This is a genomic window from Actinosynnema sp. NPDC037264, from assembly GCF_055603705.1.
The window spans coordinates 114256-137748 of record NZ_JBVJVK010000020.1; the positions used below are offsets into that span (position 1 = coordinate 114256).

At 72.3% G+C, this 23493-nt stretch carries 25 protein-coding genes; 16 read left to right on the plus strand and 9 right to left on the minus strand.

The features are described from left to right. Positions 1–22 precede the first annotated feature (22 nt). From ACZ7GX_RS22855 to ACZ7GX_RS22865, 3 genes are all read left to right on the plus strand, one after another. Positions 23–679, plus strand: coding sequence for a maleylpyruvate isomerase family mycothiol-dependent enzyme (locus ACZ7GX_RS22855; RefSeq protein ID WP_498779312.1), 657 nt, complete (start codon positions 23–25; stop codon positions 677–679). 17 nt (positions 680–696) lie between these two features. Next, positions 697–1149, plus strand: a complete 453-nt coding sequence (locus tag ACZ7GX_RS22860) for a DUF3180 domain-containing protein (protein ID WP_498779314.1) — start codon at positions 697–699, stop codon at positions 1147–1149. A 131-nt stretch (positions 1150–1280) separates the two neighbouring features. Beyond that, entirely contained in the window at positions 1281–2930 is a 1650-nt protein-coding gene (locus ACZ7GX_RS22865) for a DUF6779 domain-containing protein (RefSeq protein ID WP_498779316.1), read from the plus strand. Here the strand turns inward: ACZ7GX_RS22865 and ACZ7GX_RS22870 are convergent, their stop codons facing one another. The 3 genes from ACZ7GX_RS22870 to ACZ7GX_RS22880 all read right to left on the minus strand — a co-directional run bounded on the left by ACZ7GX_RS22870 (position 2931) and on the right by ACZ7GX_RS22880 (position 4982). Continuing rightward, positions 2931–3995: an NADH-quinone oxidoreductase subunit D gene (locus ACZ7GX_RS22870; RefSeq protein WP_498779317.1), complete on the minus strand. Its 1065-nt coding sequence runs from the start codon at positions 3993–3995 to the stop codon at positions 2931–2933. 48 nt (positions 3996–4043) lie between these two features. Next, a complete protein-coding gene (locus ACZ7GX_RS22875; RefSeq protein WP_498779318.1) occupies positions 4044–4490 on the minus strand; it encodes a DUF1203 domain-containing protein in 447 nt (148 codons plus the stop codon). A 63-nt stretch (positions 4491–4553) separates the two neighbouring features. Further along, on the minus strand, positions 4554–4982 hold the full coding sequence (locus ACZ7GX_RS22880) for a MarR family winged helix-turn-helix transcriptional regulator (protein ID WP_498779369.1): 429 nt from the start codon (positions 4980–4982) through the stop codon (positions 4554–4556). A gap of 64 nt (positions 4983–5046) precedes the next feature. Between ACZ7GX_RS22880 and ACZ7GX_RS22885 the strand changes: the two genes are divergently transcribed. Beyond that, entirely contained in the window at positions 5047–5370 is a 324-nt protein-coding gene (locus ACZ7GX_RS22885; protein WP_498779320.1) for a cupin domain-containing protein, read from the plus strand. 3 nt (positions 5371–5373) lie between these two features. On the opposite strand, the gene ACZ7GX_RS22890 is transcribed toward ACZ7GX_RS22885, so the two are convergent. Continuing rightward, a complete protein-coding gene (locus ACZ7GX_RS22890) occupies positions 5374–6285 on the minus strand; it encodes an SAM-dependent methyltransferase (RefSeq protein WP_498779322.1) in 912 nt (303 codons plus the stop codon). 30 nt (positions 6286–6315) lie between these two features. Here ACZ7GX_RS22890 and ACZ7GX_RS22895 point away from each other — a divergent pair, with 30 nt between their 5' ends. From ACZ7GX_RS22895 to ACZ7GX_RS22915, 5 genes are all read left to right on the plus strand, one after another. After that, positions 6316–7488, plus strand: coding sequence for a PrsW family intramembrane metalloprotease (locus tag ACZ7GX_RS22895; RefSeq protein ID WP_498779323.1), 1173 nt, complete (start codon positions 6316–6318; stop codon positions 7486–7488). A gap of 91 nt (positions 7489–7579) precedes the next feature. Beyond that, a complete protein-coding gene (locus tag ACZ7GX_RS22900; RefSeq protein ID WP_498779325.1) occupies positions 7580–8470 on the plus strand; it encodes a Rossmann-like and DUF2520 domain-containing protein in 891 nt (296 codons plus the stop codon). Beyond that, a complete protein-coding gene (gene panC / locus ACZ7GX_RS22905; RefSeq protein ID WP_498779326.1) occupies positions 8467–9357 on the plus strand; it encodes a pantoate--beta-alanine ligase in 891 nt (296 codons plus the stop codon). The genes ACZ7GX_RS22900 and panC overlap by 4 nt, the downstream gene beginning before the upstream one ends. A gap of 10 nt (positions 9358–9367) precedes the next feature. Further along, positions 9368–9850 (plus strand): aspartate 1-decarboxylase, encoded by a 483-nt coding sequence (gene panD / locus ACZ7GX_RS22910; RefSeq protein ID WP_498779328.1) that lies wholly within the window; start codon positions 9368–9370, stop codon positions 9848–9850. 11 nt (positions 9851–9861) lie between these two features. Continuing rightward, entirely contained in the window at positions 9862–10647 is a 786-nt protein-coding gene (locus ACZ7GX_RS22915) for a type III pantothenate kinase (RefSeq protein ID WP_498779330.1), read from the plus strand. A gap of 81 nt (positions 10648–10728) precedes the next feature. Here ACZ7GX_RS22915 and ACZ7GX_RS22920 read toward each other — a convergent pair whose 3' ends face one another. Continuing rightward, positions 10729–11484, minus strand: a complete 756-nt coding sequence (locus tag ACZ7GX_RS22920; RefSeq protein WP_498779331.1) for a class I SAM-dependent methyltransferase — start codon at positions 11482–11484, stop codon at positions 10729–10731. A gap of 62 nt (positions 11485–11546) precedes the next feature. On the opposite strand from ACZ7GX_RS22920, the gene lysS reads away from it, so the two are divergent. The 5 genes from lysS to ACZ7GX_RS22945 all read left to right on the plus strand — a co-directional run bounded on the left by lysS (position 11547) and on the right by ACZ7GX_RS22945 (position 16625). Continuing rightward, positions 11547–13058 carry a lysine--tRNA ligase gene (gene lysS, locus ACZ7GX_RS22925; protein WP_498779333.1) on the plus strand — a complete coding sequence of 504 codons (1512 nt, stop codon included), beginning with the start codon at positions 11547–11549 and terminating at the stop codon, positions 13056–13058. 114 nt (positions 13059–13172) lie between these two features. Next, positions 13173–13520 carry a histone-like nucleoid-structuring protein Lsr2 gene (locus tag ACZ7GX_RS22930; protein WP_053715841.1) on the plus strand — a complete coding sequence of 116 codons (348 nt, stop codon included), beginning with the start codon at positions 13173–13175 and terminating at the stop codon, positions 13518–13520. A gap of 257 nt (positions 13521–13777) precedes the next feature. After that, positions 13778–14767 (plus strand): FecCD family ABC transporter permease, encoded by a 990-nt coding sequence (locus ACZ7GX_RS22935; RefSeq protein ID WP_498779335.1) that lies wholly within the window; start codon positions 13778–13780, stop codon positions 14765–14767. Continuing rightward, positions 14764–15837, plus strand: coding sequence for a FecCD family ABC transporter permease (locus ACZ7GX_RS22940; RefSeq protein WP_498779337.1), 1074 nt, complete (start codon positions 14764–14766; stop codon positions 15835–15837). Before ACZ7GX_RS22935 ends, ACZ7GX_RS22940 begins: the two co-directional genes overlap by 4 nt. Beyond that, entirely contained in the window at positions 15834–16625 is a 792-nt protein-coding gene (locus tag ACZ7GX_RS22945; RefSeq protein WP_498779338.1) for an ABC transporter ATP-binding protein, read from the plus strand. Before ACZ7GX_RS22940 ends, ACZ7GX_RS22945 begins: the two co-directional genes overlap by 4 nt. Positions 16626–16670: 45 nt before the next feature. Here ACZ7GX_RS22945 and ACZ7GX_RS22950 read toward each other — a convergent pair whose 3' ends face one another. Next, positions 16671–17471: a (2Fe-2S)-binding protein gene (locus ACZ7GX_RS22950; RefSeq protein ID WP_498779340.1), complete on the minus strand. Its 801-nt coding sequence runs from the start codon at positions 17469–17471 to the stop codon at positions 16671–16673. Between the two features lie 351 nt (positions 17472–17822). On the opposite strand from ACZ7GX_RS22950, the gene ACZ7GX_RS22955 reads away from it, so the two are divergent. Further along, positions 17823–20381 carry an ATP-dependent Clp protease ATP-binding subunit gene (locus tag ACZ7GX_RS22955; protein WP_498779341.1) on the plus strand — a complete coding sequence of 853 codons (2559 nt, stop codon included), beginning with the start codon at positions 17823–17825 and terminating at the stop codon, positions 20379–20381. A 382-nt stretch (positions 20382–20763) separates the two neighbouring features. Here ACZ7GX_RS22955 and pcp read toward each other — a convergent pair whose 3' ends face one another. After that, complete coding sequence (gene pcp, locus ACZ7GX_RS22960) at positions 20764–21396, minus strand: pyroglutamyl-peptidase I (protein ID WP_498779343.1); 633 nt, start codon at positions 21394–21396, stop codon at positions 20764–20766. 18 nt (positions 21397–21414) lie between these two features. On the opposite strand from pcp, the gene ACZ7GX_RS22965 reads away from it, so the two are divergent. Further along, positions 21415–22386, plus strand: a complete 972-nt coding sequence (locus ACZ7GX_RS22965) for an endonuclease/exonuclease/phosphatase family protein (RefSeq protein WP_498779344.1) — start codon at positions 21415–21417, stop codon at positions 22384–22386. Here ACZ7GX_RS22965 and ACZ7GX_RS22970 read toward each other — a convergent pair. After that, a complete protein-coding gene (locus ACZ7GX_RS22970) occupies positions 22358–23155 on the minus strand; it encodes an SIR2 family NAD-dependent protein deacylase (RefSeq protein WP_498779346.1) in 798 nt (265 codons plus the stop codon). The two genes, ACZ7GX_RS22965 and ACZ7GX_RS22970, sit on opposite strands and share 29 nt — an antisense overlap. 25 nt (positions 23156–23180) lie before the next feature. Next, the gene (locus ACZ7GX_RS22975; protein ID WP_123744476.1) at positions 23181–23489 is read right to left on the minus strand and encodes an antibiotic biosynthesis monooxygenase family protein; all 309 of its coding nucleotides are present in this window, start codon (positions 23487–23489) and stop codon (positions 23181–23183) included. Positions 23490–23493: the final 4 nt, after the last annotated feature.

A 23493-nucleotide genomic window follows, 5' to 3' on the forward strand; every position in this document is an offset into this window, starting at 1 on the left:
GCGTGGGCGCGGAGGTGGCGCGATGAGCAACGCGGTCACTTACGACGCCGCACGGCGGCGGATCATCAGCCTCGTCACCGGCGGCGATCCCGACGCGCCGGTCGGGGCGTGCCCGGGGTGGACGGTCCGGGACGTGGTCGCGCACCTGGCCGGTGGGCTCGGCGACTTCACCGAGCGGCGGTTCGAGGGCGTCGACGACGGCTCGTGGGGCGAGCGGCAGGTGCACGACCGCCGCGGCCGCACGCTGGGCGAGCTGCTGGTCGAGTGGGAGCGGAACTTCCAGATCGCCGAAGGGCTGTTCGACTCGCCGATGGGCGCCGTGCTGATCGCCGAGATCATCTCCCACGAGCACGACATCCGCACCGCGCTGGGGCAGCCGGGCGAGCGGGACAACGTGGCCGTGCGGGCGGCGTTGACGCGGCCGTTGCAGGACCTGGACAAGCGGCTGCGGGCCAAGCACCTGCCGGCGCTGCGGATCACCTTGGAGCACGGCGACCGGGTCGTCGGCGAGGGTGAGCCGGCGGGCGCGCTGCGGACGTCGTCGTTCGAACTCCTGCGCGTGCTGGGCGGGCGGCGTGACGACGAGCAGGTCCGCGCGCTGGACTGGGACACCGATCCCGGGCCGTGGCTGGCGGAGCTGTCGCTGTTCGGCAGGCGCGACACCGCGTTGGTCGAGTAGTCGGGGACGATGGTGGGGTGAGGTTCACCAAACCCCGTGACCTGCTCGCCGCCGGACTCGTCGCGGGCCTGCTCGCGCACCTGCTGATCAGGCTCGCCTACGACACGCTGCCGCCGCTGCCGACGTTCGCCGGGTTCACCCTGCTGGTGATCGCGGTGGTCAACCTGTGGCTGGCGTTCTCGCTGCGCGCCCGCATCCTGCGCAAGCCGGGCGCGCGGCCCGTGGAGCCGTTGACCGCGGCGCGGGCGGTGGCGTTCGCCAAGGCGTCGTCGCTGCTCGGCGCGATCATGCTGGGCGCGTGGGCGGGTGTGCTGGTGTACGTGCTGCCGGCGCGCGGCGAGTTCGAGGCGGCCGACCACGACGTGCTCAGCGCGAGCGTCGGCGCCGGCTGCGCGGCGCTGCTCATCGCCGCCGCGTTGTGGCTGGAGCGGTGCTGCAAGACGCCCGACGACCCGCATCTCGATCAATAGATACGGACGCCGAGGTCTCAATCGGGTAACTGACCGGTACGGTAGACGCCATGACCGGGCGAGGCGCGTCGGAAGATGACGAGCAGCAAGATCACGGTCGTGGCTCTGGGCGACTACTGCTGGTAGCGGCATTGACGCTCGCACTGGGTGCCGCGGCGGTGTTGGTGCTGAGCGACAACGCCCGCTGGCTGCGGCTGGCCGTGGTCGCCGCGCTGTGGGCGGCGCTGGTCGGCGCGTTCCTCGCGGCCCGCTACCGCAAGCAGATCTCCGAGCGCGAGGACGAGGTGGCCGACCTCCAGTCGGTCTACGAGCTCGAGCTGGAGCGCGAGATCGCCGCCCGGCGCGAGTACGAGCTGGAGGTCGAGGCCGAGACCCGCAAGCGGGTGCGGGAGGAGGCCAAGGACGACCTGGACGCGCTGCGCGGCGAGCTGCGCGCCCTGCGGGAGAACCTGGAGGCCCTGCTCGGCGGCGAGGTGCTGGTCGAGCGGGTGGCGCTGCGCGCCGAGTCGACCCGGATGCGCGCCCTGTCCGACCAGTCGCGGTTGATGGCGGTGGGTGACCAGCGGATCATCAACGCCGGTCCCGCCGTGCCGGTGACGAAGAAGACCGCGGAGACGCCGCAGGTGGAGCGGGTCGAGCGGACCGAGCTGATCGAGCGGGTCAACGTCGACACCGCGCGCAAGGACCAGGTTCGGCGTCCCGAACCGACCCGCCCCGAGCCCGCGCGGCGCGAGCAGGCGCAGCCGGTGCGCCGTGAGCCGGCCCGCGCGGCGGCCCAGGCCCGCCCGACGCCGCCGGTGGTGGTGCGGCGGGAGGCGGCCAAGCAGGAGCCGACGGAGCGCGTGAGCCGGGACGTGGCGGCGCGGTTGGCCCCGCCGGCGGCCCCGGCCGGTCGGCCCGCCGAGCCGTCGAAGACCGAGCACACCGTGCAGCGGCGCAGCCGGGTGGCCGACCGGACCGAGATGATCAGCCGGGACGCGTTGGCCGAGGAGCCCGTGCGGCGGCCCGAGGGCCCCGGCGCCGCCGTGCGGCGGACGGGTGAGCAGCGGGCCGTGCCGAGGACCGAGTCGACCGGCGAGCAGCGCTCCGTGCCCGCGGAACCCCGCCGACCGTCGACCGCTCGGGTGGAGCTGACCGGCGAGCACCGCCCGGTGGAGGCGCGCAGGCCCGCGGCGCGGGCCGACGTGACCGGTGAGCACCGCCCGGTCGAACCCGGCCGCCGGCCGGGGGCGCGGCCGGACCTGACGGGCGAGCACCGGCCCGTCGGCCGTCCCGAGCAGACCGGTGAGCAGCGGACCGTCGCCGGTGGTGAGGCCGGTCGTCGGATCGGCACGACCGGTGAGCAGCGGGCGGTGGGCCGTCCCGACCCGGTGCGCCGACCCGTGACGCGGGCCGAGCTGACCGGTGAGCACGTCCCGGTGGCGGCGCAGGTGGAGGACGACGCGCGTCGGTCGCGCCGTGCGGCCGAGCTGACCGGCGGGCACCGCCCGGTGGCCTCGCCGGAGTCGATCGGCGGTCGTTCGGCGGATTCCGCGTCGGCCTCCGTGACGCCCGAGGGCCGTCGCCGGGCCGCCGAGCCCGCGGCCGAGTCGGGTGGCAGGCGGCGGGCCGAGGAGCGCTGGGACTCGTGGGAGGACACCCCGAAGCCGGCCGGCAGGCGCAGCGCGCCGGAACCCGCCGAGCCCGCCGGGGCGCACGCGGACGGCAAGTCGGTCAGCGAGCTGCTCGCCGCGTTCGGCGGCGGCGACTCGCCGCGCCGCCGTCGTCGCCGCGAGGACTAGCTACTTGTCGATGTCGCCGACGACCACGGCGAACGACCCGAGCACCGCGGGCAGGTCGGCCACCTTCGTGCCGGGCAGCAGCGCGGACAGGGCCTGCACGTTGTTGAACGACGGCGTGCGCAGCTTCAGCCGCCACGGCGTCTTCTCGCCCCGGGACGCGAGGTGCACCCCGGACGTGCCCAACGGCGCCTCGACCCACGTGTAGACCGAGCCCTCGGGCGCCTTGACCGCCTTGGGCAGGCGCAGGTTCACCGGGCCGGTCGGCAGGTGGTCCAGGCACTGGTTCGCCAGCGCGACGGACTGGCGGACCTCGTCCACCAGGCCGCGGACGCGGGCCAGCGCGTCGCCCTCGGTGCGGACCACCGGGCGCACGTCCAGGTTGCGGTAGCCGGGCAGCGGGTCGTCGCGGCGCAGGTCGAAGTCCACACCGGACGCCCGGCCGATCGGACCGGTGACGCCGTACGCGAGCGCGGCGTCGCGGTCGAGCACACCGAGGCCCGCCAAGCCCTCCGGCGCCTCACCGGGGTCCACAGTGGACAGCACCTCGCGCACGCGGCCGGTCCAGCCGGCGGGCACGTCCTCGCGCAGGCCGCCGATCCGGTTGGCCATGAAGTGGATCCGGCCGCCGGAGGCCTCCTCCAGCACGGCCTGCACGGCGTCGCGGTCGCGGGCGCCGGTGAGCGGCGCGAGGAACACCAGGTGCGCCATGATCCGGTTGAGCTCGCACAGCAGGACCCGCAGCGCCTGGGCGCGCGGTGGGACGTCCATGCCGGTCATGCGTTCGACGGCCAGCGCGACGGCCAGCTCGTTGCAGAAGGCGGCGAGCCAGTCGTGCCGGTTGGCGAGGGTGAGCACCTGCCGGTAGTCGCGGACCTCGAACAGCTTCTCCGCGCCCCGGTGCAGGTGGCCGACCAGGGGCGCGGCGGCGGTGATGACCTCGTCGTCGCGGACCGCCAGGCGCAACCGGTACGCGCCGTGCGCCGACGGGTGCAGGGGGCCGAGGTCGACCACCCGGTCCACGCCGAGGTGGCGTGCACCGGCGCCCACGCCAACGGTGATCTCCACCCGGTCATCGTCGCACGGCCGGACCGCTGTCCGGGTGCCACGGGCTAGCTAGTCGCGGGTGATCGCGAACAGGAAGCACCCGTGCGACGTGCTGCGGACCTGGATCGCGGCCACGTCCGGGTCGTCGAGCAGCGCGGCGACGCGGTCGGCGAGGTGCTCCGGGTCGGCGATCTCGCCACCGTGGATGCGGCCTTCGGCGGTGTAGGCGCGCAGGGTCCGCGGCGCGTGGCGGAACGCTTCGGGGAACGCCGCCGTGGTCGCCGGCCCGTCGCACGGCTCGGCGTGCGCGAACACCGGGCCGAGTTCCTCGTACGGCCCGGCGCCCCAGGCGGGGGTGTGGCGGAAGAGGACCACCGGCTCGCCCGGCCCGGCCTTGCGCAGGCAGCAGCGCAGCGGTGCGCCGGGCGACTCGGCGTGCCACTCGTGGTGCGCGTCGGAGCCCGCGAGCTCGCGGGCGCGGTCCAGCACGTCGTCCGACAGGGCGTGGATTCTCATGCGCTCGACCTTCGCCCGGCCCGGTCGCCGCCGCCGGCGGTCTTCGGCCGTCGCGTCCGGCGGTCACCAGACCGGGCGGATGCCTTCCGCGTCGGCGGCGGCGAGGTAGGTCTGCAGGGCTTCGCGCAGGACTGCCAGCCGTTCCGCGCCCACGACGGAGGCGAACTCGTCCTCCAGCTCCGACCAGAGCGCGTCGGCGAACCGGAGGTAGTCCTGGCCCTTGCCGGTGAGGGTCAGCGCCTGGGCGCGGCGGTCGGTCGGGTGGGGCGTCCGCCGGACGTAGCCCCAGTCGACCAGCTCGGCCACGGTCTTGGTCGCGGCCTGCTTGGAGACGCCCAGGTGGGCGGCCAGGTCGACGGCGGTGGCGGAGGGTTGGGCGGCGAGGTAGCGGAAGACGTAGCCGTGCGCCGGGCGCAGTGGTTCGAGGTCGCGATCGGCCAGCCGTTCGTGGAAGCGGTCGGTCATCGCGCGGAACGTTCTGGCGAACAGCATCGACACGGGTTCCACGGTCGCCTAGTCTGCAACTAGACAACTTGGTTGACCAGTTTGGAGAGCGATGTTCGAGCGCCACGGCTTCCTGTTCCACCCCCACGCGTCCCCGTCCCACGGCGGCAGCACGCAGATCGCCCTGTGGACCGTCGAGGTGCCCGCGGACGCGAAGAGCGAACGGCACCAGGTCGACAAGGAGGAGGTGTTCCACGTGCTGGAGGGCCACGTGACCGTCAACGACGTCGAGGCGGGCCCCGGCGACACGGTCGTGGTGCCGCCGCACGTGGAGTTCCAGCTGGTCGGCGGGCCGGCCAAGGTCCTGGTCGCCACGTCGGTCGGGATCACCGGCCTGGTCGGGGACCAGCGCATCACCCCGCCCTGGGCGTCGTAGGGCTCAGGGTCGCCACGGGGGCAGGGGCGGGAGCAGGGACGACACCGGCACGTCGACGCCGTGCAGGAGCCAGCCGAACGAGCCCAACCCGCCCTCGGCCCGCAGTTCGGCGATCCGCGACGCCCGCGCCGCCGCGCCCAGCCAGTCGGGCTCACCGGGCGACACCGTGCCGACCAGGCCCAACGCGGCCAGCGCGTCCCGCTGTGAGACCAGCACCCACTCACCGCCGGCCGCCTCGGCGCACGCGTCCAGCGCCACGTGCGCCGTCAGGTCGCACGTGCCGTCGAACACCGGCTCCACCCGGCGCCCACCCCGGTACGCGGCGAACGTGCCCGCCGCGTACCGGCCCGCCGCCCGGTCGGCCCGCACGTGCCCGTAGTCCACCGCCAACGCCGCGCCGTGCGCCACCCGCGACACCGCGTCCGCCCACGCCACGTCCCGCGGCTGCCCGATCTCGGCCCGCTCCCCCTCGCCCACCGGCCACCACCGCCGCAGCCAGGGGTGCGACGACGGGCCCGTGACCAGCGGACAGGGCACCGCGTCCAGCCACTCGTGCCCCACCAGCAACCCGCACACCGAGTCCGGCAGCGCCGACGTCCACCGCACCCCCGGCACCGACCGCGCGGGCCCCACGTCCACCGCCGTCACCACCAGCCGTGCCGCCAGCGCACCCGACGCCGTGGACCGCACCGCGCCGGCCAGCTCACCGCCGCCGGCGCCCACGTCCACGAAATCCAGCCGCGGTGGCCTGCCGAGCGCGAAGTCCACCCGATCGAGCAGTTCGAGCAGCGCTTCGGCCAGCTCAGGACCCACCAGCGGCGCGGTGCGGAAGTGGTCCGCCGGGACCTCGCCACGCGTGAAGAACCCGGTCGGCCCGTACAGCGCCGCCCGCCACAGGGCTTCCGACTCCACCACCGGTCAAGTGTCCCTTTAAGGTTTCCCACCGTGACCACTCCCGCCCGCAAGCGCGTCGACCAGCAGCGCTGGACCGTCCTGCTCCCGGTCCTGGGCCTGATCGCGTTGGGCGTGTGCGGCCTGGTCCTGCTCGGCCTCGGCACGTCGCAGACCGGCCTGCTGCCGATCATGGTCGGCGCGGTGGCCGCGCTGCTGCCCGTCCTCGCGGTGATCGGCGCCTACCTGTGGGTCGACCGCTGGGAGCCGGAGCCCGCGAAGATCCTGCTGCTGGCGTTCCTCTGGGGCGCGTGCGGCGCGACGATCACCTCCCTGGTGTTCAACCAGAGCGCGCACGTGCTGGGCCAGCTCATCAACGGCGGCGACGGCAGCACGTTCGCCGCCGTGGTCGGCGCGCCGATCACCGAGGAGGCCGCGAAGGCCGCGTTCATCGTGGTGCTGTTCCTGCGCCGCCGCCAGGAGTTCGACGGCGTGGTGGACGGCGTGGTGTACGCGGGCGTGACGGCCGCGGGCTTCGCGTTCACCGAGAACATCTGGTACTTCGCCCGGGTCTTCTCCGACAGCGGGTTCGGCGACCTGAGCAGCGGCGTGATCGCGCTGTTCATCCTGCGCGGGGTGCTCTCTCCGTTCGCGCACCCGCTGTTCACGTCGATGACCGGCATCGGGATCGGCATCGCGGCCATGACCACGAGCCGGAACGTGCGGATCGCCGCGCCGGTCCTGGGCTACCTCGGCGCGGCCGGCCTGCACTCGCTGTGGAACTTCTCCACCACCGTCGGCACCGGCTCGACGTTCATCAACCTGTACTTCCTGATCATGGTGCCGATCTTCGCCGGCATGGTGCTGATGGTCGTCTGGCAGCGCCGCCGCGAGCAGCGGATCGTCGCGGGCCAGCTGCCCGCCATGGCCGCCAACAAGTGGATCGCCTCCAGCGAGGTCACCCTGCTGGCGAGCCTGCAGGGCCGCAGCCGGTGGCGGCGCACGGTGCGGCGGCGCGTCGGCGACCAGGCGGCCAAGGCCGTCGCGGGCTACCAGGTCGCCGCCACCGAACTGGCGTTCCTGCGCCACCGCATGGCCAACGGCACCGCGGGCCACGACGCGGAGGAACGTCACGAGAAGCTGCTCGCCGCCCTCGTCGCCGCACGTCAGGCCGCGGTGGACGCGCCGGGCGCGCTGAAGGCCGCGGGTGGCGTTCGTCGCAGTTGACGGCCCGCCGCACGACACCGGATTACGCTCGCGGCCGTCGTCCGGTACCCGAGCATCGGGACTGGAACGCCGCGGTGAAGGAGTACGTCGCATGGACGCGACCCCCCGCCCCGCGCGGTTGGCCGTGGGAGTGATCTCGGCCGGCCGGGTGGGTTCGGTGCTGGGCGCCGCGCTGTCCCGGGCGGGACACGTCGTGAGCGCCGTCTCCGCCGTTTCCCGCGACTCGCTGCGCCGCGCCGAAGAGCTGCTGCCCGACGCGCCCGTGCTGTCACCGCCCGAGGTGGCCGCCACCGCCGATTTGGTGCTGCTCGCCGTGCCCGACGACGAGCTGCCGGGCCTCGTCCGCGGCCTCGTCGCCACCGGTTCGCTGCGCGCCGGGCAGATCGTCGTGCACACCAGCGGCGCGCAGGGCGTGGACGTGCTGCGGCCCGCCGCCGAGCTCGGCGCGCTGTGCGTGGCCCTGCACCCCGTGATGACGTTCACCGGCCGGGCGGAGGACGTGCAGCGGGTGAACGCCTGCTCTGTCGGCGTCACGGCGGCCGACGACGACGAGATCGCGTGGCACGTCGGCGAGGCGCTGGTGGTGGAGATGTCCGCCGAACCGGTGCGCGTGCCCGAGGCCGCCCGCCCGCTCTACCACGCCGCCCTCGCGCACGGCGCCAACCACCTGATCACGCTGGTCGCCGACTGCGCGGACCTGTTGCGCGGCGCGGGCATCCAGGACGCCGAGCGGATGCTGGGCCCGCTGCTGTCCGCCGCCCTGGACAACGCCCTGCGGCACGGTGACCGCGCCCTCACCGGCCCCGTCGCGCGCGGCGACGCGGGCACCGTGGCCAAGCACCTGGCGGTGCTCTCGGACACCGAGGCGCTGCCCGCGTACCGAATCCTCGCGCTCCGCACCGCGGCCCGCGCCCAGGCCGCCGGGCTGCTCAAGCCCGAACTCGCGTCCGACGTCCGCACCACTCTTGAGGGACAAGCATGACCAAGCCGCTCACCAAGGACGACTACACGCCGAACGACGTGACGGTGCACCGCGACCCGGAACGGCTGCGCCGCGTCACGAGGGCGTTGAAGGCGGCCGGCCGCAACATCGCCCTGGTGCCGACCATGGGCGCGCTGCACGCGGGTCACCGCAAGCTGATCCGCGAAGCGCAGGTCATGCAGAACACCGTGGTCGTCGTCTCCCTCTTCGTGAACCCGACCCAGTTCGGCCCGAACGAGGACTTCGACCGCTACCCGCGCAGCTTCGACTCCGATGTGGACATCTGCCGCGAGGAGCGCGTCGGGCTGGTGTTCGCGCCGTCCGTGGAGGACATGTACCCGCCGGGTGGCACGGTCACGGTGAACCCCGGCCCGCTCGGCGACGAGCTGGAGGGCAGGACCCGCCCCGGCCACTTCGCCGGCGTGCTGTCCGTGGTCGCCAAGCTGTTCAACATCGTGCAGCCGACCTACGCGGTGTTCGGCGAGAAGGACTACCAGCAGCTCACGCTGATCCACCGGATGGCGCGCGACCTGAACTTCCCGCTGGACGTGGTCGGCGTGCCGACCGTGCGCGAGCCGGACGGCCTGGCGCTGTCCTCGCGCAACCGCTACCTGTCCGACGAGGAGCGCTCCGCCGCGACCGCGTTGTCCGCCGCCCTGGTGGCGGGCGCGTACGTCAGCGGCCAGGGCGCGGACGCCGTGCTCAAGGCCGCGGGCGACACGCTCGCGGCCGCGCCCGGCGTCGACCTCGACTACCTGGAGCTGCGCGCGCCCGACCTGGGCCCGGCGCCGGAGAACGGCGACGCCCGCCTGCTCGTGGCCGCCCGCGTCGGCTCCACCCGACTGATCGACAACGCCGCCGTGCTGCTCGGCACCGGTGACGAGTAAGGGGACCGCCATGTTCCGCACCATGCTCAAGTCGAAGATCCACCGGGCCACCGTCACGCAGGCCGACCTGCACTACGTCGGCTCCGTCACGGTGGACGAGGACCTGATGGAGGCCGCCGACCTGCTGGCCGGCGAGCAGGTCGCGATCGTGGACGTCACCAACGGCGCGCGCCTGGAGACCTACGTCATCCCGGGCGAGCGCGGCACCGGCGTGATCGGCATCAACGGCGCGGCGGCGCACCTGGTCAAGCCGGGCGACCTGGTGATCCTGATCGCCTACGGGCAGATGGACGACGCCGAGGCGCGGGTGTACGAACCCAAGGTGGTCTTCGTCGACGCCGACAACAAGGTCGTCGAGCTCGGCGCGGACCCGGCGCACGCGCCGGCGGGCTCGGGCCTGGTGAACGGGTCCGCGACCGCGCTGCCGGAGCCGGTGGCGGCGGAGACCGAGGACGCGGCGGCGCTGGACGCGTTGATCCAGGCCGAGGACTAGGGGGAACCGCTGTGCTGCTCGCCATCGACGTCGGCAACACCAACATCGTGCTGGGCCTGTACGACGGCACGGGTGATTCCGCCGCGCTGATCCGGGACTGGCGGATGCGCACCGACGCCCGGATGACCGCCGACGAGCTGGCGCTGACGATGCGCGGCCTGCTCGGCGAGTACGCGGACAAGATCACCGGCATCTCGGCGCTGTCTACCGTGCCCGCGGTGCTGCGCGAGCTGCGCGTGATGCTGGGCCGGTACTACTCGGGCGTGCCGAAGGTGCTGGTGGAGCCGGGCGTGCGGACCGGCGTGCCGCTGCTGGTGGACAACCCCAAGGAGGTCGGCTCCGACCGGGTGATCAACACGCTGGCCGCGCACCACCTGCACAGCACAGCGTGCGTGGTGGTCGACTTCGGCACGTCCACGAACCTGGACGTGATCTCGGCGAAGGGCGAGTTCCTCGGCGGCGCGCTGGCGCCGGGCATCGAGATCTCCGTCGACGCGCTGGCGGCCCGCGCCGCGCAGCTGCGCAAGGTCGAGCTGGTGCGGCCGCGGTCGGTGATCGGCAAGAACACCGTGGAGTGCCTGCAGTCCGGCATCGTCTACGGGTTCGTCGGCCAGGTGGACGGCCTGGTGCGCCGCATCGTGGACGAGCTCCAGCTCAGCGAGCCCGGCCCGGTCACGGTCATCGCGACCGGCGGCCTCGCGCCCTTGGTGGTGACCGAGTCGGCCACCATCCAGGCGCACGTGCCGGACCTCACGCTGCTGGGCCTGCGCCTGGTGTTCGAGCGCAACCGCGTTTGATCGCCGCTGCTCCGCGGACGGCGGCGAGGTCGCCCGGAAGTCGATCGTCCGCGGGGCGGACGGCGGCGACCTCGGCGGCGTTCAGGCCCTCCGCAGGCGCTTCGCGTAGGTGGTCAGCGGGAAGTCGAACTCGCCCTCGGCGGTCTCCGGGCGGGACTTGAGGAACGCGAGCACCCGCGCGTTCATCGCGGCCCGCTCCTCCTCCGGGATCACCAACGCGTGCGAGTGCGTGTTGAGCGTCGCCACCAGGGACTCGGCGGTGCGCCGGTGCACGTGCGGGAAGACCCGGGTGGCCAGGTCGGTGAACGGCTCGTGCTCCGTCGTCGGGGCGAAGGCCAGCTCGTCCTGCGCGCTGACGGTGGACTGGGCGGCCCGGACGAACTCGGCCATCCACGGCACCGAGTCGTCGTAGTCGTTCCACAGCGCCGCCAGCACACCGCCCGGCCGCAGCACGCGGGCGATCTCCGGCATCGCCCGCGCCTGGTCGAACCAGTGGAACGCCTGGCCGACCACGACCGCGTCCACCGTGCCGTCCGGCAGCGGGATCCGCTCCGCGCTGCCGGGCAACGCGCGCGCCGCGCCGTGGTGCCGCACCAGCTCCGAGAGCATCGCCTCGTCGGGCTCCACCGCCGTCACGTGGTGGCCCTCGGCGAGCAGCCCGCCGGTCAGCTTGCCCGTGCCCGCACCCAGGTCGAGCACCTGGTGCGGCCCCTCACCCAAGGGCTCCAGCGCCCAGCGGACGGCCTCGGCGGGGTAGTCCGGTCGGTGTTCCGCGTACGCCGAGGCGTGCGCTCCGAAGGAGTTCGCCCGCCTGGCCCGCAAGTCATCTCCCGTCACCCGCCAGAGCCTAGTGAGATCCGGTTCGATTTCCCGAGTGGTCTTTCCGTACTCTTCGTCTTGTGAGTGAGCAGCCAGCGACCGGTTCCGCGACCAGCGACGACGATCTCCCCGAGCAGCTGAGGGTGCGCCGGGAGAAGCGGGCGCGACTGCTGGAACGCGGCGTCGACCCGTATCCGGTCGAAGTACCGCGCACGCACACGTTGCGCGAGGTGCGCGAAGCGCATCAGGGACTGGAACCGGACACCGCGACCGGTGATGTGGTCGGTGTGACGGGCCGGGTCATGTTCATCCGCAACACCGGCAAGTTGTGCTTCGCCACGCTGCGCGAGGGTGACGGCACCGAACTGCAGGCGATGCTGAGCCTGAACGGCGTCGGCGAGCAGTCGCTCGGCGAATGGAAGTCCGAGGTCGACTTGGGCGACCACGTATTCGTGCACGGCGAGGTCATCACGTCCCGCCGCGGCGAACTGTCGGTGATGGCGGACCAGTGGTCCCTGGCGGCGAAGGCGTTGCGCCCGTTGCCGGTCGCGCACAAGGAACTCGCCGAGGAAACCCGCATTCGCCAGCGGTACGTGGATCTGATCCTGCGCGAGCAGGCCCGGAACACGGTGCGCAACCGGGCCGCGGTGGTGCGCTCGTTGCGGGAGTCGTTCCACCGGCGCGGTTTCATCGAAGTCGAGACCCCGATGTTGCAGACGTTGCAGGGTGGCGCGAGCGCCCGGCCGTTCGTGACCCGGTCGAACGCGCTCGACATCGACCTGTTCCTGCGGATCGCGCCCGAGCTGTACCTCAAGCGGTGCGTGGTGGGCGGTATCGAGAAGGTCTTCGAGATCAACCGCAACTTCCGCAACGAGGGCATGGACTCGTCGCATTCGCCGGAGTTCTCCATGCTGGAGTACTACGAGGCGTACGCCACCTACGACACGAACGCGGTGCTGACCCGGGAGCTGATCCAGGAAGCCGCGATGGCGATCGCCGGTTCGCACGTGGTGACCCTGGTCGACGGCACCGAGTACGACCTCGGCGGCGAGTGGACCACGTTGAGCATGTACGACTCGTTGTCCGGAGCGGCGGGCGAGGAAGTCACGCCCGAAACCTCTTCGGAGCGGTTGCTGGAGCTGGCCGACAAGCACGGCCTGGACACGGACCCCAAGCTGGGGCACGGCAAGCTGGTCGAGGAGCTGTGGGAGCACCTGGTCGGCGACACCCTGCACGCGCCCACGTTTGTGCGCGATTTCCCGCTGGAGACCTCGCCGCTCACCCGTCAGCACCGCACCCGGCCGGGTGTGGCCGAAAAGTGGGACCTGTACGTGCGCGGTTTCGAGTTGGCCACGGGATACTCGGAACTGGTGGACCCGGTGGTCGAGCGCGAGCGGTTGGAAGCCCAGGCCCGCCTGGGGGCCACCGGTGACGCCGAGGCGATGCCGGTCGACGAAGACTTTCTGCGATCACTGGAGTACGGAATGCCACCGAGCGGCGGTGTGGGAATGGGCATCGACCGGCTGCTGATGGCGCTCACCGGTCTCGGTATCCGGGAGACGATCCTGTTCCCCCTCGTGCGCCCGGAATGAGTAACTTCTCGGACTCCAGGCGGCGCATTCCTCCAGTTGTGCGCTAACCTGCACTCGCCAATGCTTTAGGTCGCGGTCGGGGAACACCGCGCATTCGAGTCCAGGAGGATACGCATGGCGCAGAAGGTCACCGTGACCCTGGTCGATGACCTGGACGGTGGGAAGGCGGAGGAGACGGTCGGCTTCGGATTGGACGGCGTGTCCTACGAGATCGACCTTTCCGCGAGCAATGCGGGCAGGCTCCGCGACGCTCTCGCCGACTTCGTCGCCAGTGCCCGCAAGGCGGGCGGCCGCAAGCGCGGCCCGGGTCGTCCGGCCGGTGTGAAGGCGGCTCGTCCGGCTTCGGCGGATCGCGAGCAGAACCAGGCCATTCGGGAGTGGGCGCGCAAGCAGGGGATGAAGGTCTCCGATCGCGGGCGCATCCCGGCCGAGGTGCTGGAGGCTTACCACCAGCAGGGCTGACGCGAGTTGTGCGGGTGGCGCAGGCCACCGCAATTACGTCAATCGACGAAGGGGCGCCGGATTCCTCCGGCGCCCCTGGTTGTTTTTCGGGACTCGTGAGCGGAGTTGTGAAGATCGATTGTGCGGTTCGGGCCACCGCACTCAGGTGATCACGACTCGACCGTTCGGCGGCACGGAGCGTGCTCGGCGGTGATCGGACCGTGTTCGGTTAGGCTTACCTCACCGAAGGTCGGGTCGCCGGGGGAGGAGCAAGCGCCGTGGCCCTCCGCCCCACCCGCCTGGCCCTGCTCGTCGGTCTCCTGGCCCTGGTCGCGCTCGCCAGCGTCGCCATCGGCGCGAAGGACATCCCGATCGCCGACGTCTGGCACGCGTTGACCGCGCCGACGGGGCTGGAGAACGACCTCGTCGTCCGTGAGCTGAGGGTGCCGCGCACGCTGCTCGGCATCGCGGTCGGGGTCGCGCTGGGCGTCGGCGGCGCGCTGATGCAGGGCCACACCCGCAACCCGCTGGCCGACCCGGGCATCCTCGGCGTCACGCAGGGCGCGGCGTTCGCGGTGGTGCTGTCGATCTTCACGCTGGGGGTGACCAGCCTCCACGGGTACGTGTGGTTCGCGTTCGGCGGCGCGCTCGTGGCCAGCGTCGTGGTGTTCCTGCTGGGGTCGGGGCGCAGCGGGCCGACGCCGGTCACGTTGGCGCTGGCGGGCGCGGCGGTGAGCGCGCTCATGCACGGCCTGGTGTCCGCGATCGTGCTGCTGGACCGGCAGAGCCTGGACGCGTTCCGGTTCTGGCAGGTCGGGGGCATCGCCGGGCGCGACCTCGTCGTGCTGGGTCAGGTGCTGCCGTTCCTGGTGCTCGGGCTCGTGCTGGCGGCGGCCAACGCGCCGGGGCTCAACGCGCTGGCGCTGGGTGACGACGTGGCCCGGTCGCTGGGGCAGCGGGTGGCGGCGACCCGGGTCGTCGGCGTGGTCGCGACGACGTTGCTGGTGGGCGGCGCGGTGGCGGTGTGCGGGCCGATCGGGTTCCTCGGGCTCGTCGTGCCGCACGCGGCGCGGGCGCTGACCGGGCCGGACTACCGGTGGCTGCTGCCGTTCTCGGCGGTGATCGGCGCGATCGTGCTGCTGGTCGCGGACGTCGTGGGACGGGTCGTGACGAGGCCGGGCGAGCTGGAGGTCGGCGTGGTGATGGCGCTGGTCGGCGCGCCGTTCTTCATCGCCCTCGTGCGGCGGCGGAAGCTGGTGAAGCTGTGAGCGGTGTGGTGGCCAAGGCGCCCCCGGGTTTCCGGGTCGGACCCGTGTCGGGGCCGCTGCGGTGGCGGCCGTTCGCCGTGGTGGTCGTCGGGCTGGCGCTGGTGGTGCTCGCGGGTGCGGTGAGCGTTGCCCGCGGCGACTTCCCGATCCCGCTGGGGCAGGTGTTCGACGTGCTGCTGGGCGGCGGGCAGCGGGGGCAGCGGTTCATCGTGCTCGACCTGCGGCTGCCGCGGGCGTTGACCGCGGTGTTCGTCGGCGCGGCCCTGGGGGTGGCGGGCGCGGTGTTCCAGTCGATCGCGCGCAACCCGCTGGCGAGCCCGGACATCCTCGGCGTGACGTGGGGCGCGGGGGCCGGTGCGGTCACCGTGATCACGTTCGCCGGGTCGATGGGCGCGGTCGGCGGGACCACGGCGACGGTCGGCGTGCCGCTGGCGGCGCTGGGCGGCGGTCTGCTGGCCGGGCTGCTGGTCTACGGGCTGGCCTGGCGGCGGGGGATCGAGGGGTTCCGGCTGGTGCTGGTCGGCATCGGCGTGTCGGCCGTGACCGGCAACTTCACCCACTACCTGCTGACCGTCGGCGACGTGACCGACGCGGCGCGGGTGATGGTGTGGATCACCGGGAGCCTGAACGGGCGCGGGTGGGAGCACGTCGTGCCGGTCGGGCTGGCGCTGGCGGTGCTGATCCCGGCGGCCCTGGTCGGCTCCCGGCTGCTGGGCGCGCTGCAGTTCGACGACGACACCGTGCGCGGGCTCGGCGTGCGGCTCAACGGCGCGCGCAGCGTGATGCTGCTGATCGCGGTCGTGCTGGCGGCCGTGGCCACGGCGTCGGCCGGTCCGGTGGCGTTCGTGGCGCTGGCGTCGCCGCAGATCGCGCTGCGGGTGGCCGGGACCGCCACACCGCCGCTGCTGGGGTCGGCCGTGGTCGGCGGGCTGCTGGTGGTGGTGTCGGACCTGGTCGCGCGGCTCGCGTTCGGCGGGTTCGAGCTGCCGGTCGGCGTGGTGACGGCGGTGCTCGGCGCCCCCTATCTGATGTACCTGCTCGTCCGCAGTCGCCGGGAGGCACGGGTATGACCGCTGTTCGGCTGCAGGCGCAGTCGCTGTCCGTGGGGTACGGGGAGCGGCTGGTGGTGTCCGGGCTGGACCTGGACGTGCTGTCCGGTTCGGTGACGGCGGTGATCGGGCCCAACGGGTGCGGCAAGTCGACGTTGCTGCGCGCCCTGGGGCGGCTGCTGCCCGCGCGTTCGGGCGCGGTGGTGCTGGACGGCAAGCGGATCGACCGGACGCCGACCCGCGAGGTGGCGAAGGTGCTGGCGATGCTGCCGCAGTCGCCGCAGGCGCCCGAGGGGCTGACCGTGGCCGAGCTGGTCGCGCGCGGGCGGCACCCGCACCAGGCGTGGTACCGGCAGTGGTCGCCGGAGGACGAGGCGGCGGTGGCCTCGGCCCTGGAGATGACCGCCATGGCCGCGCTGGCCGACCGGACCGTGGACGAGCTGTCCGGCGGGCAGCGGCAGCGGGCGTGGATCTCGATGGCGCTGGCGCAGGGCACGGACCTGCTGCTGCTCGACGAGCCGACGACCTACCTGGACCTGGCGCACCAGATCGACGTGCTGGACCTCGTGCGCCGGCTGCACCGGGACTTCGGCCGGACCGTGGTGATGGTCCTGCACGACCTGAACCTGGCCGCCCGTTACGCGGACCGCCTGGTCGCGATGAAGGACGGCCGGATCGTGGTGGCCGGCACGCCGTCCGACGTGCTGACCGAGCCGAACCTGCTGGACGTCTTCGGCCTGTCCGCCCGCGTCATCCCCGATCCCGTCTCCCACACCCCACTGGTCATCCCCATCGGCCACCACCACTGACCCGCGTGTCCGCACGCGCGTTCCGGGCGTAGGGCACGCGCGGGGTCAGCAGGTGCGGGGGCAGGTGGCGCAGGCGGTGGCGTCGGGCAGCACGAAGTGGAAGCAGCAGCTCTCGCGGCGGCGGGTCCAGCCCGTGTCCGTGGCCTTCAGGGTGGACGCCGAGGTGAACGGGTCGAGCTTGGCCGGCAGCAGCAGCGCCGAGTCCATCACGCCGGCCGTCTCGTCGCCGCACAGCTGGCCCGCCGTCCACGCCGCGCTGTCCAGGGCGTCCGTGGCCGCCGCCCACAGCATCCGCCGCCCCAGCCGCACGGTCGGCCCGAAGGCGCCCACGAACTGCGCGCTGTGCGCCGCGAACCGGGCCCTCAGCAACGCCGCCAGCGCCGTCTCGTCGGCCACCACGGTCGCCGCCGGGTGGTCGGCCTCCGGGTCGTCCGGCAGGCACGCGAACTCGTCGTTCAGCAACGCCACCCCGACCACGTGCGGCCGACCACCGGCCGCCACCTTGATCGCCACGTCGGCCGGCCGCAGCGACGGCACCCGCCGCGCGGTGTGGAACAGCAGCCCGCCCAGCACGCCGACGACGTTGAGGTACCAGCTCATGACGTACCCGGCGGTAGTGCGCTCGGGCGCCTCGCCGTGCTGCTCCCGCAGCCACTCCGCCAGCGCCTTGCGCCACGCGTCGAACCGCTCCGGCTCGCCGGTGAACTCCGAGCACAGGACCCAGTCGCCACGCTCGGCCGGCAGCCCGAACCGCGCCTCGAAGCCCTCGTACAGCGAGACCTGCCCGAGCGACCGCGCGACGGGGGTCGTCACGTCGCACACCGTGGTCCGCGCCGGTACGGTCATGTCCAGAAGGTCCTCGTCGGTTCGAGACGGTCGCGTGGGTTGAGGCTTGCCTAACCTTACCGAGGTTCGCCTAACTTGCACCGCCTCGGTGACCCCGGTCACCCCGGATGTCGCCGAACGGCTGAATGTTCGCGCTCAGCGGACAACGCCCGTTCCGTGGAATCTCGCTGGCAGATCACGCGTTGATACCGATGTCAGAGATCCCCGAAGACGGCTGCCTGCGATCGGGAACTGAGAGTGTCGGGGCTGACGACTACAGTGGTCCCACGGTGCCGCGCTCTCCAACGGTCAGCCAGACGGTCGGCCAGGGGTGAGCCCGAGGACCGCCGGCGCAGCAGTCAGGGAGTGCGAATGTTCGAAAGGTTCACCGACCGCGCGAGGCGGGTGGTTGTCCTGGCCCAAGAAGAGGCCCGGATGCTCAACCACAACTACATCGGCACCGAGCACATCCTCCTGGGGTTGATCCACGAGGGTGAAGGTGTCGCCGCCAAGGCGCTGGAGTCGTTGGGGATCGCGCTGGAGGGCGTCCGCCAGCAGGTCGAAGAGATCATCGGCCAGGGTCAGCAGGCCCCATCCGGCCACATCCCCTTCACCCCGCGCGCCAAGAAGGTGCTCGAGCTGTCACTGCGCGAAGCGCTGCAGCTCGGACACAACTACATCGGCACGGAGCACATCCTGCTCGGCCTGATCCGCGAGGGCGAGGGCGTCGCCGCGCAGGTGCTGGTCAAGCTCGGCGCGGACCTCAACCGGGTGCGCCAGCAGGTCCTCCAGCTCCTGTCCGGCTACTCCGGCGGCAAGGAGCCGGCCGAGTCCGGCGGCCGCGGTGAGGGCACCCCGTCCTCGTCCCTGGTCCTCGACCAGTTCGGGCGCAACCTGACCGCCAGCGCGCGGGAGGGCAAGCTCGACCCGGTGATCGGGCGCACCAAGGAGATCGAGCGGGTCATGCAGGTGCTGTCCCGCCGCACCAAGAACAACCCGGTCCTGATCGGCGAGCCCGGCGTGGGCAAGACCGCCGTCGTCGAGGGCCTGGCCCAGATGGTGGTCAAGGGCGAGGTGCCCGAGACGCTCAAGGACAAGCAGCTCTACACGCTGGACCTGGGTTCGCTGGTCGCGGGCTCGCGCTACCGCGGTGACTTCGAAGAGCGCCTGAAGAAGGTGCTCAAGGAGATCCGCACGCGCGGCGACATCATCCTGTTCATCGACGAGATCCACACCCTGGTGGGCGCCGGCGCCGCCGAGGGCGCGATCGACGCCGCGTCGATCCTCAAGCCCATGCTGGCCCGCGGCGAGCTCCAGACCATCGGCGCGACCACCCTCGACGAGTACCGCAAGTACGTCGAGAAGGACCCCGCCCTCGAGCGCCGGTTCCAGCCGATCCAGGTCGGCGAGCCGTCGCTGGAGCACACGATCGAGATCCTCAAGGGTCTGCGGGACCGGTACGAGGCGCACCACCGCGTCTCGATCACCGACTCCGCGCTGGTCGCCGCCGCCACGCTGGCCGACCGGTACATCAACGACCGGTTCCTGCCGGACAAGGCGATCGACCTCATCGACGAGGCGGGCGCGCGGATGCGCATCCGCCGGATGACCGCGCCGCCGGACCTGCGCGAGTTCGACGAGAAGATCGCCGACGTGCGCCGGGACAAGGAGTCCGCGATCGACGCGCAGGACTTCGAGCGCGCCGCGAAGCTCCGCGACCAGGAGAAGACGCTGCTGGGCCAGAAGGCCGAGCGGGAGAAGCAGTGGAAGGACGGCGACCTCGACGTCGTCGCCGAGGTGGACGACGAGCAGATCGCCGAGGTGCTGGCGAACTGGACCGGCATCCCCGTGTTCAAGCTCACCGAGGAGGAGACCACGCGTCTGCTCCGCATGGAGGACGAGCTGCACAAGCGGATCATCGGCCAGGTCGACGCCGTCAAGGCGGTCAGCCAGGCGATCCGCCGCACGCGGGCGGGTCTGAAGGACCCGAAGCGCCCGTCGGGCTCGTTCATCTTCGCCGGCCCGTCCGGTGTGGGTAAGACCGAGCTGTCGAAGGCGCTGGCGAACTTCCTGTTCGGCGAGGACGACGCCCTCATCCAGATCGACATGGGCGAGTTCCACGACCGCTACACGGCGTCGCGCCTGTTCGGTGCCCCTCCCGGCTACGTCGGCTACGAAGAGGGCGGCCAGCTCACCGAGAAGGTGCGCCGCAAGCCGTTCTCCGTGGTGCTGTTCGACGAGATCGAGAAGGCTCACCAGGAGGTCTACAACACGCTGCTCCAGGTGTTGGAGGACGGCCGCCTGACCGACGGTCAGGGCCGGACGGTGGACTTCAAGAACACCGTCATCATCTTCACGTCCAACCTGGGCACGTCGGACATCAGCAAGGCCGTCGGCTTGGGCTTCACCTCGGGTCAGGACACCGCGTCCAACTACGAGCGCATGAAGAACAAGGTCAACGACGAGCTGAAGAAGCACTTCCGGCCCGAGTTCCTCAACCGCATCGACGACATCATCGTCTTCCACCAGCTCACGCAGGACGAGATCATCAAGATGGTGGACCTGATGATCGCCCGCGTCGAGCAGCAGTTGAAGAACAAGGACATGGCGATCGAGCTCACGGATCGCGCGAAGAGGCTGCTGGCCAAGCGCGGGTTCGACCCCGTGCTGGGCGCCCGGCCACTGCGCCGCACGATCCAGCGCGAGATCGAGGACCAGCTGTCGGAGAAGATCCTGTTCGGAGAGATCCAGGCCGGCCAGATCATCATCACCGACGTCGAGGGCTGGGACGGCGAGTCCGAGGCCGACGACAAGGCGCACTTCACCTTCCGCGGCGAGACCAAGCCGCTGCAGGTGCCGGACGCCCCGCCGGTCGACCTGGCCGCCTCCGGTGGCGACTCGGGCGGCGACTCGGACTCCGAGTCCGCCTGATGTGACGATCGACCGAAACGCCCCCCGGGTTCGCCCGGGGGGCGTTTCGCTTTCCGGACGGCCGGTGGACGGCCGGCGGACGGCTGGCGGAAGGGTTCGGTGGGGTCCGTCGGGGGCCGTGGGACGGGGCAGGGATCGGCGCAGAGATCGGTGCCAGGATCCGCGCAGGTCCGCCGGTCGATGCAAATCCCCGGCCGTCAGTGCAGGTCCGCCGGGGTGCGTGCAGATCCACGGCCGTCAATGCAACTTTGCAGTTGTTGGTGCAGGTCAGTGCCAGGTCAATGCGGGTTGGTGCAGGGTTCGGTGCCGGTCTGCGGCCGTTAATGCAGGTTTGCAGATCCAGGTGCAGATCGGTGCGGGGTTGGTGCAGGGCTGCGGCGGGTCAGTGCAGGGTGCCGGCGGTGACGTGCAGGTCGGTGGACGTGGCCAGCGACGTGCGGACGATCAGCTCCAGCGCCCGCGCCGTGGTGGCGACCGGCAGGCTGGGGTGGCCGCCCGCCTCGGCCTGCTCCGGCGAGAACGGCACGTGCACGAACCCGCCGCGCACGTGCGGGTGCTCGGTCGCGATCAGGTGCATGAGGCCGTAGAACACGTGGTTGCACACGAACGTGCCCGCCGAGTGCGACACCGACGCCGGGATGCCCTCGGCCGCCACCGCCGCCACGCACGCCTTCACCGGCAGCCCGGTGAAGTACGCCGCCGGCCCTCCTCGCACCACGGGCTCGTCGATGGGCTGTGCACCCGCGTTGTCCGGGATCCGGGCGTCGTCCAGGTTCACCGCGACGCGCTCCGGCGTGATCCCGACCCGCCCACCCGCCTGGCCGACGCACACGACCAGGTCGGGGCGATGCGCGGCGAGCGCGTCCCGCAGCACGGCGATCGACTCGTCGAACACGCACGGCAGGCGCAACTTCGTCAGTCGGTAACCGTCCGGTCGCACGGCGTCGACCGCGTCCCACGACGGGTTGGTGACCTCCCCGCCGAACGGCTCGAACCCCGTCAGCAAAACTTCCACTCAGGCAGACTAGATCGCGTGGTCGACATCGAGGAACGCCGCACCAGGCGCAAGGGGACGACGTTCTTGCTGGTGGTGGCGGCCATCGCCTTCCTGCTCGCGGCGCTCACCCGGCTGCTCGGCATCGACGGCACGCGGTACATGGTCGCGACGACCGCCCTGACGCCCTACTTCACCGCCGCAGGCGTGGTCCTGGGTGCGCTGGCGCTGCTGCTGCGGCGCTGGGCGGTCGGCACGGTGACGTTGCTGGTCGCGGTGGTGCTGGTGGCGGCGGTCGCGCCGCGGGCGTTCCCCGACTCACGGCCGGTCGGCGTCGGCCAGGAGGTCACCGTGATGGCGGCGAACCTGCTGGTCGGCATGGCCGACGCGGAGGCGGTCGTGGCGGCGGTGCGGGCGCACGACGTCGACGTGCTCACGCTGCAGGAGCTGACCCCGGAGATGGTGCGCGACTTCGAGCGCGCGGGCCTGGACGAGGTGCTGCCCTACCGGCACTTCCTCGACGAGCCGGGCGGCTCCGGGTCCGGCATCGCGTCGCGCTACCCGGTGTTCCCCCGCACGCTCACGCCGCCCAGCACGTTGCGCCAGGCGGGCGCGCTGGTCGACGTGCCCGGCGAGGACATCGAGGTGCTGTCCGTGCACCCGCTGCCGCCGGTGGTCGACGCCGGGCCGGAGAGCTGGCAGCGCGACATGGCGGGCCTGCCGGAACGGGAGCTGGACGGGCCGGTGCGCGTGCTCGCGGGCGACTTCAACGCCACCCTGGACCACGTGGGCCTGCGCCGGCTGCTCAACACCGGTTACGCGGACGCCGCCGACCAGGTGGGCGCGGGCATGAACCCGACCTGGCTGGCCGGCGCGCTGTGGCCGCCGCCGGTGGCCATCGACCACGTGCTGGTCGACGAGCGGTGCCCGGTGGAGGAGTTCACCGTGGTCGACATCCCCGGCTCGGACCACCGGGCCGTCCTCACCCGATTCGTCGTGCCAACTCGGTGATCGCCGCCAGCGCGCCCATCGGCAACGACACACCACGCCCGTGCCGCACCTCCGGCTCGCGCGGGTTGATCCTGATCAACGCGCCCGACGCGGCACTGGCCAGCTCCGCCTGACGCCGCACGGTCGGCACCGCGACACCCGCGCCCAGCTCCAGCACGGCGAGGTTCCGGTGCGCGCGCCGCCACTGGGCGAGCCCGTCCAACGCCTTCTGCGACGGCCCGCCGAGCCACGACCAGTCGCCGAACATGAGGATGTTCGGCCTCGCCAGCCCGCCGCAGTTGCGGCACGACGGCAGCGGCCCGGTCGCGCGCATCGACTCGGGGTCCACGTCCACCACGACGTCGTCGGCGGGCCACACGTCGTCCGTGCACGGCTCCACGCACTGCAGGTGGTGGATCGACCCGTGCACCTCGGCCACGTCGGCGAACCCGGCCCGCTGGAACTGGCCGTCCACGTTCGACGTGAACACCCGCGCGCCCCACTCGCGCAGCACGCGGAACCCGTCGTGCGGCATCGTGCGCCGGTACAGGTCGAGCCGGTGCCCGTAGAAGCCCCAGGCGAGCGTCGGGTCCTCCACGAAGTGCACCGGGTCGGCCAGTTCCTCGAACCGCAGCCCCAGCCGCTCGTAGGGCGGGTACGCCTGCCAGAAGCCGGCCGCGCCGCGGAAGTCGGGCAGGCCGGAGTCGACGCCCATCCCCGCGCCCGCGCACACCAGCACCGCGTCGGCGGAGGAGATCAGCTCCGCCGCGCGGTCGAGCGCCTCGTTCACCGCCGGGATGCCACTTCCGGGGGAGTCACTTCTTCGCTTGGGAGCTGAGCACGACCTCGAACTCCAGCAGGTCGGACCCGGTGCCGACCGGCTTGGCGCGCTCGCCCGAGTGCGCCTCCTTGGCCCGGCCGCCCATCCAGTTCTGGAAGTCCTCTTCGGTCTCCCACTGCGTGACCACGAAGTACCGCTCGTCGCCCTTGACCGGCCGCAGGAGCTGGAAGCCGAGGAAACCGGGCTCGGAGTCCACCGCGCCCAGCCGCGCGGCGAACCGCTTCTCCAGCTCCGGGCCCGAGCCGTCGGGCACGTGGATCGCATTGATCTTCACAACAGCCATGCCC